At 35.1% G+C, this 14,072-nt stretch carries 11 protein-coding genes, 1 tRNA gene and 1 pseudogene; 10 read left to right on the top strand and 3 right to left on the bottom strand.

What is annotated here, in order from left to right:
• Positions 1-535: 535 nt before the first annotated feature.
• Together HMPREF2846_RS14945 and HMPREF2846_RS10575 are read left to right on the top strand one after the other, a co-directional pair.
• Positions 536-628 (top strand): annotated as a pseudogene (locus HMPREF2846_RS14945) (DNA-binding protein); the annotation flags it as partial.
• A 1,051-nt stretch (positions 629-1,679) separates the two neighbouring features.
• Positions 1,680-2,039: a hypothetical protein gene (locus HMPREF2846_RS10575; RefSeq protein ID WP_070626605.1), complete on the top strand. Its 360-nt coding sequence runs from the start codon at positions 1,680-1,682 to the stop codon at positions 2,037-2,039.
• A gap of 637 nt (positions 2,040-2,676) precedes the next feature.
• Here HMPREF2846_RS10575 and HMPREF2846_RS10570 read toward each other — a convergent pair.
• Positions 2,677-2,748: transfer RNA gene (locus HMPREF2846_RS10570), tRNA-Arg, on the bottom strand.
• 148 nt (positions 2,749-2,896) lie between these two features.
• On the opposite strand from HMPREF2846_RS10570, the gene clpP reads away from it, so the two are divergent.
• Positions 2,897-3,481, top strand: coding sequence for an ATP-dependent Clp endopeptidase proteolytic subunit ClpP (gene clpP / locus HMPREF2846_RS10565; RefSeq protein WP_002481561.1), 585 nt, complete (start codon positions 2,897-2,899; stop codon positions 3,479-3,481).
• 350 nt (positions 3,482-3,831) lie between these two features.
• On the opposite strand, the gene HMPREF2846_RS10560 is transcribed toward clpP, so the two are convergent.
• On the bottom strand, positions 3,832-4,734 hold the full coding sequence (locus HMPREF2846_RS10560) for a TIGR01777 family oxidoreductase (protein WP_002481562.1): 903 nt from the start codon (positions 4,732-4,734) through the stop codon (positions 3,832-3,834).
• Between the two features lie 583 nt (positions 4,735-5,317).
• Here HMPREF2846_RS10560 and HMPREF2846_RS10555 point away from each other — a divergent pair.
• On the top strand, positions 5,318-6,106 hold the full coding sequence (locus HMPREF2846_RS10555; RefSeq protein ID WP_070626604.1) for a DUF4887 domain-containing protein: 789 nt from the start codon (positions 5,318-5,320) through the stop codon (positions 6,104-6,106).
• A gap of 44 nt (positions 6,107-6,150) precedes the next feature.
• On the opposite strand, the gene HMPREF2846_RS10550 is transcribed toward HMPREF2846_RS10555, so the two are convergent.
• The gene (locus tag HMPREF2846_RS10550; protein WP_002481564.1) at positions 6,151-6,375 is read right to left on the bottom strand and encodes a hypothetical protein; all 225 of its coding nucleotides are present in this window, start codon (positions 6,373-6,375) and stop codon (positions 6,151-6,153) included.
• 303 nt (positions 6,376-6,678) lie between these two features.
• Here HMPREF2846_RS10550 and HMPREF2846_RS10545 point away from each other — a divergent pair, with 303 nt between their 5' ends.
• The 6 genes from HMPREF2846_RS10545 to eno all read left to right on the top strand — a co-directional run bounded on the left by HMPREF2846_RS10545 (position 6,679) and on the right by eno (position 13,940).
• A complete protein-coding gene (locus HMPREF2846_RS10545) occupies positions 6,679-7,704 on the top strand; it encodes a sugar-binding transcriptional regulator (protein ID WP_070626603.1) in 1,026 nt (341 codons plus the stop codon).
• A gap of 53 nt (positions 7,705-7,757) precedes the next feature.
• A complete protein-coding gene (gene gap, locus HMPREF2846_RS10540) occupies positions 7,758-8,765 on the top strand; it encodes a type I glyceraldehyde-3-phosphate dehydrogenase (RefSeq protein ID WP_002481566.1) in 1,008 nt (335 codons plus the stop codon).
• A gap of 266 nt (positions 8,766-9,031) precedes the next feature.
• Entirely contained in the window at positions 9,032-10,222 is a 1,191-nt protein-coding gene (pgk, locus tag HMPREF2846_RS14785) for a phosphoglycerate kinase (protein WP_002481567.1), read from the top strand.
• Positions 10,223-10,261: 39 nt separating this feature from the next.
• Positions 10,262-11,023, top strand: coding sequence for a triose-phosphate isomerase (gene tpiA / locus HMPREF2846_RS14780; protein WP_002481568.1), 762 nt, complete (start codon positions 10,262-10,264; stop codon positions 11,021-11,023).
• Between the two features lies 1 nt (position 11,024).
• Positions 11,025-12,542 carry a 2,3-bisphosphoglycerate-independent phosphoglycerate mutase gene (gene gpmI / locus HMPREF2846_RS10525; RefSeq protein WP_070626602.1) on the top strand — a complete coding sequence of 506 codons (1,518 nt, stop codon included), beginning with the start codon at positions 11,025-11,027 and terminating at the stop codon, positions 12,540-12,542.
• A 93-nt stretch (positions 12,543-12,635) separates the two neighbouring features.
• Positions 12,636-13,940, top strand: coding sequence for a surface-displayed alpha-enolase (gene eno, locus HMPREF2846_RS10520; RefSeq protein ID WP_002481570.1), 1,305 nt, complete (start codon positions 12,636-12,638; stop codon positions 13,938-13,940).
• Positions 13,941-14,072 lie beyond the last annotated feature (132 nt).

The raw sequence follows: 14,072 nt of genomic DNA, 5'->3' as shown, positions 1-14,072 counted from the left end.
TTAGAAGTCAGAACATTTATGTCCCGACCCCTTTCTATTGTATAGATAATGCACTTATTGTATATTCTGACTAGGGATTGTTATTATTAATCAGAAATAGATAGTCTACTTTATAGAAATGTGACAATTCTTTTAAAAAACACTCTTTACTAAACTCAACAATCCTTAACCGCCTTAATGGGCGGTTTTTTTATGCTGAGAGAGTGTCTGTGTTGATTGATATATACATTTATAGAGTAATATACATAAAAAGTCACTACACCTTAGTGCAGCGACTCGCTAAAATCATTAAAAAGGTATAGTATGACTAAAATGTACCTAGCAGGCACGTATATATAATAACATGAAAGTTCTGATTTGCATAAGAGGATTCAAAAAACTGCGATATAAATAATAGTAAAGGACGATCTAATATTAAGCTGTCGTATGTTTAACGTAATGCACTGAAATGATGTAAAAGAAATTTAATACTAATTCAAAACTCAAAAATAAGCTGTGTCATCAGAATCCAAAATTGGTTTTTGTAAAAGTACACAACGCAAAATTGCGTTCTGATGATTTCTTCTTAGAAAGCACTTATCAAGCAGGAACTGGTAAACCATATAAACACTACTTGCTTACTAAAAAAAATGTGGGATGGTCTCGACAGTGGACGAACCTTTAAAAAAGGCATATGAAATATTAGCAAGTCACTATTAAGTCTATTTATAGACGCATAAGAGTATATCTGATGAAAGTAGATATGTAGGTTTATCAATGTCGCATAACTATTTTGTAATAAACAAAGCTATAATGTTATTGAAATAGAAGTGATTGAAAAGCGATTTATAACTAGCAAATATTTGAGTGGAAAAAGAAAATTAAACTATTAGCGCTAATGTTACTAATAGTTAAAATAAACCAAATGAATTTAGTTTTACTTTCCTTGTCAAAAATTTAATAAGGTGCTAGTATGTAAATATGTGTAGGGGGTCTCCCTGAACATTATTGATATTCTCTATTCATATCCGAATAGTGAACCTTTAATTTTATAATTATAAGTGGCATCTATTTTATATAGATGTCTTTTTTATGCAATTCATTGGATAAATCAACGTACCCTTATTAAAAATTAATGATATTGTTATCTTATTCTAATATGCACGTGCATTAATAAGTGATTTGACAATTAAACCTAATACTCAGACAAAATTTAACTTACTATCAATAAACGTTGTGCAAATGTTGAAGGGGAATATTAAAGTTAAATATAATGGTTAATTCAACAAAAAGGGGAATAAAGTCATTTATATGTCGCGTATAATTCCATAGTCAGAAAGATTATGACTTAATATAGTTTTCTGCCTTGAAAAATTCTTTAAACATGTTTTATTAATCATTATAGGGATATAATAAATAGATAAGTCTCGTCCTAGACTTATAGGTGCTTTTATAAGCAATATCCCTATCTGATTATTTGACTGCCCCTTTGCTTTCTCATGTAGCAAAGGGGTTTTTATTATTAAATATTGAAAAGAGATCATATAACATCAAGTAGCGTACTAAAAAGTTAATTAAACGTTAACTTACTTATTCTAAATCATATAAATAGGTGCTGAGAGAGCGTCTGTATTGCATTGATAAAAAAATTTGAGCATAATAGCACAATTATTAGTGCAATGTAAAATGAGGAGGTAATTATGATTATAAATACGGATTATAGTGAGTATTTAAAAAACAAAGTAAAAAAAGCAGATTATATTATAGATAGATTGTATAATGTAATCGTGGGATTTGAAGAGTTAGAATATAGTAAATCAGATACTTTAAAATTAGCAGAATTATACTCAACCATTGATGTTATTGAAGGTTTATGTATAACAGATAATCAATTTCATAGGTTTATAGAAGACTACGTTGTGCATGTGAGATTATTTTACTATAATCTGGCGAATATTATTACTGGTAAAGAAAATAATATATCATTGATTACAGAAGAGTATGATATGTATGTGAAAGTATTTAAAGAAACATATAAATTATTAGATAGTATTGAATGATTATAGGGGTTTTTCAGAAGAAATGGGTTAAATAGTTATGTATTTTTTTATGTTTAAACTCTACTATAAGTGGTAATATATTTATTGTGTAGATATTGACCAAATCTACACTGCAAAACACACGCATTTGTTTGTAAATGCATCCCTATATTGACTCCCCCTTATTCTCTCGTGTGAATGGGGGGATTGTATATATGGTTAAAATATAGTATAGTGACTTTAGGGAATAGTAGCTTAGCGAACAGTGACGATTCATGTCCCGGGAAAATGTTTTTTCTATTCATTGTAAAATCCTTTATATTAAAGTGATTTAACCGCCTATATGGCGGTTTTTTTATGCTGAGAAAGCTATTTTTGAATTAAGAATCATAGATTATAAGAAAAAATCATAAACTATAACCTTTTGCTATGTCGAAATAACAAAAAAACCACCTTTATTGGTGGTTGAATCAAAAATATAAAAAGCGTTGGTTAAATTAACATAGAAACTGTTAATCATACCTTTTGGGTATATATGTATATTAACATATTTAAGTGAGATAGTGTAGGGAAAAGTAAAAGACAATATATATTTCCTTAATTTTTCCTTATTTTCCAAGAAAACCCTTTAGTGATAAGGTTAGAAAAACATGAATTACCCCCTCGGAGGGAATCGAACCCCCATTTCAAGAACCGGAATCTTACGTGTTATCCATTACACTACGAGGGGTAAATATTAACATGCAATTATTAGTGTACCTGTCTCGTGTAGAGTGGTCAATATGATGATATTATAAAGGTGTGAGTTTTATTTTTGACCATTTTTGACTTTTAGGTTAAAATAAGGATAATTCATAAAAGTACAAGGAGGAAATAGAATGAATTTAATTCCTACAGTAATTGAAACAACAAATCGCGGCGAACGTGCTTATGACATTTACTCAAGATTATTGAAAGACCGTATTATTATGTTAGGTTCAGCAATTGATGATAACGTAGCAAACTCAATCGTATCACAATTGTTATTCTTACAAGCACAAGATGCTGAGAAAGATATTTATCTATATATCAACTCTCCAGGTGGTAGTGTAACAGCTGGATTCGCAATTTATGATACTATCCAACACATTAAACCAGATGTACAAACAATTTGCATCGGTATGGCTGCTTCAATGGGTTCATTCTTGCTTGCAGCAGGTGCTAAAGGTAAACGTTTCGCATTACCTAACGCTGAAGTAATGATTCACCAACCACTAGGCGGTGCACAAGGTCAAGCGACTGAAATCGAAATCGCAGCAACACACATCTTAAAAACACGTGCTAAATTAAACAAAATCTTATCAGAACGTACAGGTCAATCAATTGAACAAATTGAAAAAGACACTGATCGTGATAACTTCTTAACTGCAGATGAAGCTAAAGAATACGGCTTGATCGACGAAGTTATGCAACCTGAAAAATAAGTTGTTATTAAATATAGAAATGAAAAGAGTTCCGGGGGTTTTCCGGAACTCTTATTTTTGTCTTTTATAATGTTTTATTAAGTTAATGACGGTCCACCCTAATATAATAATTCCAACTATTAGGTAAAACAGTGCAATATATAAAGAAGGGATAGCTCGCGTCATTGAAAAACTGCCGATACATATTAAAAGTAATCCAGCAATGATTACTAAAATACGTGTTACAAGACTGCTTTTATCCATTCATACACCTTCATTCACTATACTTGCTATATCTGTATAAACGCTCGAATTTTTTATGATTTCATTTAGTAATAAGCGCTCACAATACAAATATATTATATAGCTTTTTACTCATGAACTAAACTATCAAGTGCTGATTTTAAGTCAGGATATGCAAATTTGAAACCATAAGCATCTAGGCGGTTCGGAATTGCTTTTTGCGTATCTAAGATAATCGTTGCTCTTTGTCCTAAGACTAAGCGTAACAGTGCACTTGGTACCCATAATTCATGAGGTTTGTGCATTGCACGTGCTAAAGCATAACCGAATAAGTTTTGACGCTCAGCAATAGGTGTTGTCATATTGAAGACGCCTGAAGCATCATCTTGATTGATTAAGAAAAGAATCGCACGTGTTAAATCTGTAATGTGAATCCATGAATACCATTGGAAACCAGTGCCTAATTTACCACCGAGATAGAATCGGTAAGGCAATTCCATAGTTGGTAAGGCACCACCTTCATCTGAAAGCACCATACCAAAACGACCGATAATGACACGCGTATCATGTTGTTCGAATTTACGCGCAAAACGTTCCCATTGATATGTGATATCAGATAGGAAATCATGCGGATCGCATTTTGATAATTCTGTGTAAGTACGGTGCACATCTGGTGTATAATAACCTACTGCACTTGCGTTGAATAAAATTCCAGGGAACTTACCTTTATGTTCAAACAATTCATAAAGTGATTGTGTGGCTTGAATACGACTTAACATCAAAGTTTGTTTATATTCATCTGTCCATCTTTTATTCAATGATGCACCTGCTAAGTTAATCACAATATCAATATGATCTGGGACTTTATCTTCCCAACCTTCTTTACTCCAGTTAACATAGGTGATCTTATCATCTAAGTTTTGACGATCTTGACGAGTTAAAATAGTAATATGTGAATCTGTACTGTGTATTGCATCTACTAAATGACTGCCAACTAAACCTGTACCGCCTGTAATAAGAAATTCTTTCATTTTTATATTCACCTCATTAATATTAAACAACGTTTTGGATACCGAAACCCAATAGATTATAGACATTCTAAACATTCATTATTTATTCAATGTTTAGTCATTAATATGTCAATTTAAACTATGTAATCTTGTTTAAATCACTTATAGCTAAGTTATAATAGAAGTACCTTCGAAATTAATTAAACATCTCTTAATTAAAAATAGTATACCCCATAATATACATGCGAAGGTGAAATTTTGACTCCCTTTAGTATTGGACCTATGCGAGCAACGTATAGGTCCTTTATCATGTCTTTTTACGGTTGTTAATGTAGTATATTATAACAATCTTATATCAATTAATCATCTTACTTGGTTTTTGACCAATTGTCTTCTGTTAACCCATTCAAATAAATATTGAAATTATAAAATGTTTCCTAAGCAAAATAATGTATACCCTAGTGGAAAATGTTATGATATATAAATGAATACAGCTCAGATATAATAGTGAAGATGTTGTAAAAAAGGGTATGAGTTAATATATCAAAATAAGTAACTCAAGTAACTTATAGAAAATGAAAAGGGATTGGAAAGAGGAGAGCACATGTCTAACAATAAAATGAGCAAACCCGCTAAGATACTAAGTGCTGTAATCGTATTTTTCTTATTATTCGGTTTAGCATTTGCGACTTTTGCTTTTGTAGATAATAACAAGAAGAGCAGCGAACGATACAGTCAACAACAGAAAAAAGAAGAGCAAGAGAAAAAAGATCGTGCTGAAAAGAAAAAACGAGAGGCAGAAAAACGTAAAAAAGAAAAAGAAGAAGAGGAACAACGTCAACAAGAAATTGCTGATCAACAAGCAGCAGAGCAAGCAAGACAAAATGAATTAGCTGCACAACGTGAACAACAAAGACAACAAGCTGAACAAGCCCGTCAAAATGCAGCAACACAAAAAACGCAACAAAAAGAACAAAAACCACAAAAAGATAGTTCTGATGATAAAGAAGCACAACAAAAAGCTCAAGAACAAGCAGAGAAACAACGTGAGCAAGCTAGAGAAGCAGCTCAAGAAAGACAAAAAGCACAACAAGAAGCTCAGCAAAAACGTCAAGAACAAGCACAACAGCAAGCTAAAGAGCAAGCACAGCAACAACGAGAACAACAAGCTGCTCAGCAAAAACAACAGCAACAACAAAAACAGCAACAGCAAGAAAAACAACAACAAAGCAGTCAGCCCAGGCCAGGGCAAGAACAGCAGTCAAGGTCAGTAAATGAATCACAAAGCACTCAGCAAAGACAAGCACCACAACAAAATACACAATCAAGTCAGTCTTCAAGCTCGAACCAATCAAGTTCAAGTCAATCGAGCCAACAGAAGTCAGACGATTAATTCATAAAAAGGACCGCAATGCCAAAAGCACTGTGGTCCTTTCATTATGAGATAAAACTGATTAGCCAAGTGATAACGAGTGCGATAATCGCAACAACAGGTAAACAACCGCATCCGAATGGCGTGCAGCCGAAGGAATAATATTTTATTTTTCTATCCTGTTCGAAGCGGGAACGCTGGTGTTCACTTGGACTATGTTTAAAGTAATCATCATCTTTATAGCGAGGGTCATTGGGATCAATGACTTCAGGTTGGTCATTATTTGTCATGCAACTACCTCCTTCGTACATATCCATTATAAAGTAGGGAATACTGAAAATATAATGATAAGAAAAAGTGGTTTTCAGATGATTTCTTAAGTGGAAAAAGGGTATAATATATTTGTAAAGGTAGTGTTGTTCACAACAATATTGCTTAAATGAAGTTGAAGTGAGTGTTTAAGCTTGCTTTTTATTCCAGATGATAGTATTATGACAATTGTAAGAGATGTTATTTTTTTGTCCCACCTGGGACTAAAAACGTCAAAGCATGGTTGCATGTTGACCCTTAAATAAAAAGAGGAGGAAATAGTAGTGGAAGACTTGCTTAAAGTCCAACAGAAATTGATTCCTGAGCTTGTCGAAAAAATGTATCGAAGATTTACAATACTCACTACTATCAAAATGCACCAGCCAGTCGGAAGAAGAAGTTTAAGTGAATATATGAATTTGACTGAACGTGTGTTGAGATCAGAAACGAATACGTTGAAAAAGCAAGAATTAATCAAGGTAAAACCGACAGGAATGGAATTAACTCCTGAAGGCGATGAATTGATTGAATCCTTAGAATCATACTTTGACATGTATTCAGACGGTTATCATCTAGCACAACTGTTAAAAGAACGTTATCAAATTAAAAACGTTTATGTTGTTCCTGGTGATACCGATATGGATAGTGCTGTAAAAAAAGAGATGGGCAGCCAGGCAGGTCAGTTATTAGAACGAACTTTTTACGAAGGTGCTATCGTTTCTATCACAGGCGGTTCCACAATGGCCTCTGTGAGTGAATCAATGCATGTACTACCATTCAAAACATTCTATGTCCCCGCAAGAGGTGGCTTAGGTGAAAATGTGGTATATCAGGCGAATACGATTGCAGCAAGTATGGCACAGCAAACTGGCGGAGAATATACAACATTATATGTTCCTGACAATGTCAGTGAATCAACATATGAGTTGTTGCTTCAAGAGCCCTCAGTTCGTAATACATTAGAAATAATTAAACAATCAAATATAACCGTCCACGGCATTGGTGATGCGCTGAAAATGGCAAATAGACGTCATTCGTCTAAACAAGTGATTGAAAAGCTTCAACATCACAATGCAGTCGGAGAAGCATTTGGATATTATTTCGACAGCGAAGGTCATATCGTTCATAAAGTTAAAACGATAGGACTTCAAATGGAAGATTTAGTATCGAAGCAATATATCTTTGCTGTAGCTGGAGGTGCTTCAAAAGGAGATGCGATCAGAGCGTATCTATCCATTGCTCCTAAGAACACAATTCTAATTACAGATGAAGGCGCAGCAAGAAATATAGTTCAATCACAATCAATTTAGTTTAAAAAAGTGACTTCACTTTTTAACAATATCTTTTAAAGGAGGCCATAATAATGGCAGTTAAAGTAGCAATTAATGGTTTTGGTAGAATCGGTCGTTTAGCATTCAGAAGAATTCAAGATGTTGAAGGTATCGATGTAGTAGCAGTAAACGACTTAACAGATGATGAAATGTTAGCACACTTATTAAAATACGATACAATGCAAGGACGTTTCACTGAAGAAGTTGAAGTTGTAGATGGCGGATTCCGCGTGAATGGTAAAGAAGTTAAATCATTCGAAGAACCAGATGCAAGCAAATTACCTTGGAAAGATTTAGACATTGATGTCGTATTAGAATGTACTGGTTTCTACACTAGCGACGAAAAAGCACAAGCTCACATTGACGCAGGTGCTAAAAAAGTATTAATCTCTGCACCAGCAACTGGTGACGTTAAAACAATCGTTTATAACGTAAACCAAGATACTTTAGACAGCTCTGACGTAATCGTTTCAGGTGCTTCTTGTACTACAAACTCACTTGCTCCAGTAGCAAAAGTATTAAATGACAGCTTCGGTTTAGTAGAAGGTTTCATGACTACTATCCACGCTTACACTGGTGACCAAAATACTCAAGATGGTCCACACAGAAAAGGCGACAAACGTCGTGCTCGTGCAGCAGCTGAAAACATCGTTCCTAACTCAACTGGTGCTGCTAAAGCAATCGGTAAAGTAATTCCTGAAATCGACGGAAAATTAGACGGTGGCGCTCAACGTGTTCCTGTAGCAACTGGTTCATTAACTGAATTAACAGTTGTATTAGACAAAGACGTAACAATCGAAGAAGTAAACGAAGCTATGAAAGCAGCTTCTAACGAATCATTCGGTTACAACGAAGACGAAATCGTATCTTCAGACGTAGTTGGTATGACATTCGGTTCATTATTCGATGCAACTCAAACTCGTGTTATGACTGTATCTGGTCGTCAATTAGTTAAAGTTGCAGCTTGGTATGACAACGAAATGTCTTACACTGCACAATTAGTACGTACTTTAGAATACCTTATCAAAGACGTAAAATAATCTATAAACAATAATATTAAGGTCTGAATTTAACAAGCGGTAATGTGTTGTTGAAATTCGATGACCAGCTTATGAGTAAGCGGGGAGGCACATACGCTTCTCCGCTTATTTTCATTAAGTACATGGTTATTAGAGTAGATATTTTCAGAAACATGAAAAATTTCATTTGATTCTGTATTTATATCTGCATTATTTCTGCCCATATGCTAACCTCAAATTACAGACATTTTATAAATTCGCGCTTTTATTCAAAGGAGGAAGTTTTGATGGCAAAAAAACATGTATCTGATTTAGATTTAAAAGGGAAAGTCGTATTAGAACGTGCAGACTTCAACGTACCATTAAAAGATGGAGAAATTACAAACGATAACCGTATCGTTCAAGCTTTACCAACAATTGAGTATATCCTTGATCAAGGTGGTAAATTAGTTTTATTCTCTCACTTAGGTAAAGTTAAAGAAGAAAGTGATAAAGAAAAATTAACATTAAAACCTGTAGCAGTTCGCTTAAGCGAAAAATTAGGCAAAGATGTTAAATTCGTACCGCAAACACGTGGTAAAGAACTAGAAGATGCAGTTGCTGCATTAAAAGAAGGCGAAGTACTTTTAGTTGAAAATACACGTTTCGAAGACTTAGACGGTAAAAAAGAATCTAAAAATGATCCAGAATTAGGTAAATACTGGGCATCTTTAGGTGATGTATTCGTTAACGATGCATTCGGTACAGCACACCGTTCACACGCTTCAAACGTAGGTATTGCATCTCACTTAGAAAGTGCAGCTGGCGACTTGATGGAAAAAGAAATCAAATTTATCGGTGGCGTTGTAAACAACCCTGATAAACCAGTTGTAGCAATCTTAGGTGGAGCGAAAGTTTCAGATAAAATCGGTGTAATCGAAAACTTATTAAATGTTGCTGATAAAGTCTTAATCGGTGGCGGTATGGCATATACTTTCCTTAAAGCACAAGGCTATGAAATCGGTAAATCTTTATTAGAAGCTGACAAAGTAGACTTTGCTAAAGATTTATTAGAACGTGCTGGAAACAAAATCGTTTTACCAGTTGATGGTAAAGTAGCTAAAGAATTCTCAAACGATGCACAAATCACAGTTGTAGATATCGATCAAATTCCTGAAGATCAAGAAGCATTAGATATCGGACCAAAAACTGTTGAATTATTCAAAAAAGAATTAGAAGGTGCGCATACAGTAGTATGGAACGGACCTATGGGTGTATTCGAATTCGAAAACTTCGCACAAGGTACTATCGGTGTTTGTGAAGCTATTGCTGAATTAAAAGATGCAACTACAATCATCGGTGGCGGTGACTCAGCTGCAGCAGCAATGATGCTTGGATTCGAAGATGACTTCACACACATTTCAACTGGCGGCGGTGCATCATTAGAATATCTAGAGGGTAAAGAATTACCTGGTATTGCATCAATTAGCGACAAATAAGTTGTAACTTATTAATAAACTTTCAAGGAGCGTTTTATAATGAGAAAACCAATTATTGCAGGTAACTGGAAAATGAACAAAACAGTACAAGAGGCAAAAGACTTTGTTAAAGCTTTACCTCAATTACCTGATACAAACGAAGTTGAAGCTGTTATCTGTGCACCAACAATTCAATTAGATGCATTAACTACAGCAGTTAAAAACGGTGAAGCTGAAGGATTAGCAATCGGTGCAGAAAACACTTATTTCGAAGATAACGGTGCTTTCACTGGTGAAACTTCTCCAGTTGCGTTAGCTGACTTAGGTGTGAAATACGTTATCATCGGTCACTCAGAACGTCGTGAATTATTCTTCGAAACTGATGAAGATGTTAACAAAAAAGCACATGCAGTATTCAACCACGGTATGACACCAATTATCTGCGTAGGTGAAACACTTGAACAACGTGAAGGCGGAAAAGCTGAAGAAGTTGTCGGCGAACAAGTTAAAAAAGCATTAGAAGGCTTATCAGACGATCAATTGAAACAAGTTGTCATTGCTTATGAACCAATCTGGGCAATCGGTACTGGTAAATCTTCAACTGCTAAAGATGCAAACGAAATGAGTGCATTCGTTCGTAAAACAGTTGCAGATCTTGCTAGCCAAGAAGTTGCAGATGCAGTACGTATTCAATATGGCGGTAGCGTAAAACCTAACAACATTGCTGAATATATGGCTGAATCTGATATCGACGGCGCATTAGTCGGCGGAGCTTCATTAAAAGTTGAAGACTATGTAAAATTATTAGAAGGTGCTAAATAATATGGCGAAACAACCTACAGCATTAATCATCCTTGATGGTTTTGCAAATAGAGAAGATGTACACGGAAACGCAGTTAAACAAGCGCATAAACCTAACTTTGACCGTTATTATGCAAAATATCCTACAACTCAAATCGAAGCAAGTGGTCTTGAAGTAGGTCTTCCTGCAGGTCAAATGGGTAACTCAGAAGTAGGTCACATGAACATTGGTGCTGGCCGAATTGTTTACCAAAGTTTAACTCGCATTAATAAATCAATTGAAGACGGCGACTTCTTTGAAAACGAAGTATTAAACGAAGCAATTGAACACGTTAAAGCAAACAATTCTGCATTGCATGTATTTGGTTTACTATCTGACGGTGGTGTACACAGTCACTACACACATCTATTTGCAATCTTAAAATTAGCTAAACAACAAGGGCTTGATAAAGTCTATGTACATGGTTTCTTAGACGGCCGTGACGTAGATCAAAAATCAGCATTAAAATATGTGAAAGAAACTGAAGAACAATTCAAAGAAATCGGTATTGGTCAATTTGCATCAATTTCTGGTCGTTATTATGCAATGGACCGTGACAAACGTTGGGAACGTGAAGAAAAAGCGTATAACGCAATTCGTGACATTAATACACCTGAGTATGCAACAGCAGAAGAAGGTATCGAAGCAAACTATGCGAATGATTTAACTGACGAATTCGTTGTACCATTCTCAATCAAAGAACAAAATGAAGGCGTTCAAGATGGAGACTCAGTAGTATTCTTCAACTTCCGTCCTGACAGAGCGGGCCAACTTTCTGAAATCTTCACAAACAAAGATTTCAAAGGCTTTGAAGTGAACCAACCTAAAGATTTATTCTTTGCGACTTTCACAAAATACAACGATCAAGTTAATGGTCGTGTTGTATTTGAAAAAGTAGATTTAAAACAAACAATCGGTGAAGTTGCTGAAGCAAACAACTTAACACAATTAAGAATTGCCGAAACTGAAAAATATCCTCATGTTACTTACTTCATGAGTGGTGGCCGCAATGAAGAATTTGAAGGAGAACGTCGTATTTTAATCGACTCTCCAAAAGTTGCAACGTATGACTTAAAACCTGAAATGAGCGCGTATGAAGTAAAAGATGCTTTATTAGGCGAGTTAGATAAAGGTGACTTAGACTTAATCATCTTAAACTTTGCGAACCCAGATATGGTTGGACACAGTGGTATGTTAGAGCCTACTGTAAAAGCAATTGAAGCAGTAGATGAATGTCTTGGTGAAGTCGTAGACAAAATCTTAGAAATGGGTGGCCATGCAATTATTACAGCTGACCATGGTAACTCAGACCAAGTATTAACAGACGATGATCAACCAATGACAACACACACAACTAACCCAGTTCCAGTTATCGTTACTAAAGAAGGCGTGACATTACGTGAAACTGGTAAATTAGGAGATTTAGCTCCAACGTTACTTGATTTACTTGATGTTAAACAACCTGAAGAAATGACTGGTGAGTCATTAATTAAACATTAATTGTTCACAATCAATATCGTTTAATTAATTCATTTTTTAAGCAAGACAAGTTATAATATATATGAAAGCAATTATGAAAAGGAGATTATCAACATGCCAATTATTACAGATGTTTATGCTCGCGAAGTCCTAGATTCTCGCGGTAATCCAACAGTTGAAGTAGAAGTATTAACTGAAAGCGGTGCATTCGGTCGTGCATTAGTACCATCAGGTGCATCTACAGGTGAATACGAAGCCGTAGAATTACGTGACGGTGACAAAAAACGTTACGGTGGTAAAGGTGTTACTAAAGCAGTTGAAAACGTAAACGAAATTATTGCTCCTGAAATCGTTGAAGGAGAATTCTCAGCATTAGATCAAGTTTCAATTGATAAAATGATGATTCAATTAGACGGAACAGAAAACAAAGGTAAATTAGGTGCTAACGCTATCCTTGGTGTTTCTATTGCTGTTGCACGTGCTGCAGCTGACTTCTTAGGTCAACCACTTTATAAATATTTAGGTGGATTCAATGGTAAACAATTACCAGTTCCAATGATGAACATCGTTAACGGTGGTTCTCACTCAGATGCGCCAATCGCATTCCAAGAATTCATGATTTTACCTGTTGGAGCTGACACATTCAAAGAAGCATTACGCTGGGGTGCTGAAATCTTCCACAACTTAGCTAAACTTCTTAAAGGTCGTGACTTAGAAACTGCAGTAGGTGATGAAGGTGGTTTCGCACCTAAATTCCACGGTACTGAAGATGCTGTAGACACAATCTTAGAAGCAATCAAAACTTCTGGTCTTGAACCAGGTAAAGATGTATTCTTAGGATTTGACTGTGCTGCTTCTGAATTCTATGAAGACGGCGTATACGACTACACTAAATTCGAAGGTGAAGGCGGCGCTAAACGTACTTCAGCTGAACAAGTTGACTACTTAGAAGAATTAGTTAACAAATACCCAATCATCACTATCGAAGATGGTATGGACGAAAACGACTGGGATGGTTGGAAACAACTTACAGATCGTTTAGGTAAAAAAGTTCAATTAGTAGGTGACGACTTATTCGTTACTAACACTAAAAAATTATCTGAAGGTATCGAAAAAGGTATTGGTAACTCAATCTTAATCAAAGTTAACCAAATCGGTACTTTAACTGAAACATTTGACGCTATCCAAATGGCTCAAAAAGCTAACTACACAGCAGTTATTTCTCACCGTTCAGGTGAAACTGAAGATACTACAATTGCTGACATCGCAGTTGCTACAAACGCTGGTCAAATCAAAACAGGTTCATTATCAAGAACTGACCGTATCGCAAAATACAACCAATTATTACGTATTGAAGACGAATTATACGAAACAGCTGAATTTGACGGCATCCATTCTTTCTACAATTTAGACAAATAAGATAGACTTTACTGATATTGAGTTCACGCAAAATTTAATTCAGTAACTTTACTACAGAAACTGTTAAGGTCTCATCAACCTTAGCAGTTTCTTTTGGCTCTCTGTCAAATAGGGCTGGTGAGCAAAAACACA

The sequence above is a fragment of the Staphylococcus sp. HMSC056G08 genome (assembly GCF_001812305.1).
GTDB classification, from domain to species: domain Bacteria; phylum Bacillota; class Bacilli; order Staphylococcales; family Staphylococcaceae; genus Staphylococcus; species Staphylococcus simulans.
The sequence above is the reverse complement of the archived record's forward strand: the minus strand, read 5'-3'. Positions and strand labels throughout refer to the sequence as shown.

What these genes read in the sequence shown, in the direction of transcription:
- HMPREF2846_RS10575 (WP_070626605.1), top strand. Translation starts at nt 1,680, where the DNA reads ATGATTATAAATACGGATTATAGTGAGTATTTAAAAAACAAAGTAAAA.
- clpP (WP_002481561.1), top strand. Translation starts at nt 2,897, where the DNA reads ATGAATTTAATTCCTACAGTAATTGAAACAACAAATCGCGGCGAACGT.
- HMPREF2846_RS10560 (WP_002481562.1), bottom strand. Translation starts at nt 4,734, where the DNA reads ATGAAAGAATTTCTTATTACAGGCGGTACAGGTTTAGTTGGCAGTCAT.
- HMPREF2846_RS10555 (WP_070626604.1), top strand. Translation starts at nt 5,318, where the DNA reads ATGTCTAACAATAAAATGAGCAAACCCGCTAAGATACTAAGTGCTGTA.
- HMPREF2846_RS10550 (WP_002481564.1), bottom strand. Translation starts at nt 6,375, where the DNA reads ATGACAAATAATGACCAACCTGAAGTCATTGATCCCAATGACCCTCGC.
- gap (WP_002481566.1), top strand. Translation starts at nt 7,758, where the DNA reads ATGGCAGTTAAAGTAGCAATTAATGGTTTTGGTAGAATCGGTCGTTTA.
- pgk (WP_002481567.1), top strand. Translation starts at nt 9,032, where the DNA reads ATGGCAAAAAAACATGTATCTGATTTAGATTTAAAAGGGAAAGTCGTA.
- tpiA (WP_002481568.1), top strand. Translation starts at nt 10,262, where the DNA reads ATGAGAAAACCAATTATTGCAGGTAACTGGAAAATGAACAAAACAGTA.
- gpmI (WP_070626602.1), top strand. Translation starts at nt 11,025, where the DNA reads ATGGCGAAACAACCTACAGCATTAATCATCCTTGATGGTTTTGCAAAT.
- eno (WP_002481570.1), top strand. Translation starts at nt 12,636, where the DNA reads ATGCCAATTATTACAGATGTTTATGCTCGCGAAGTCCTAGATTCTCGC.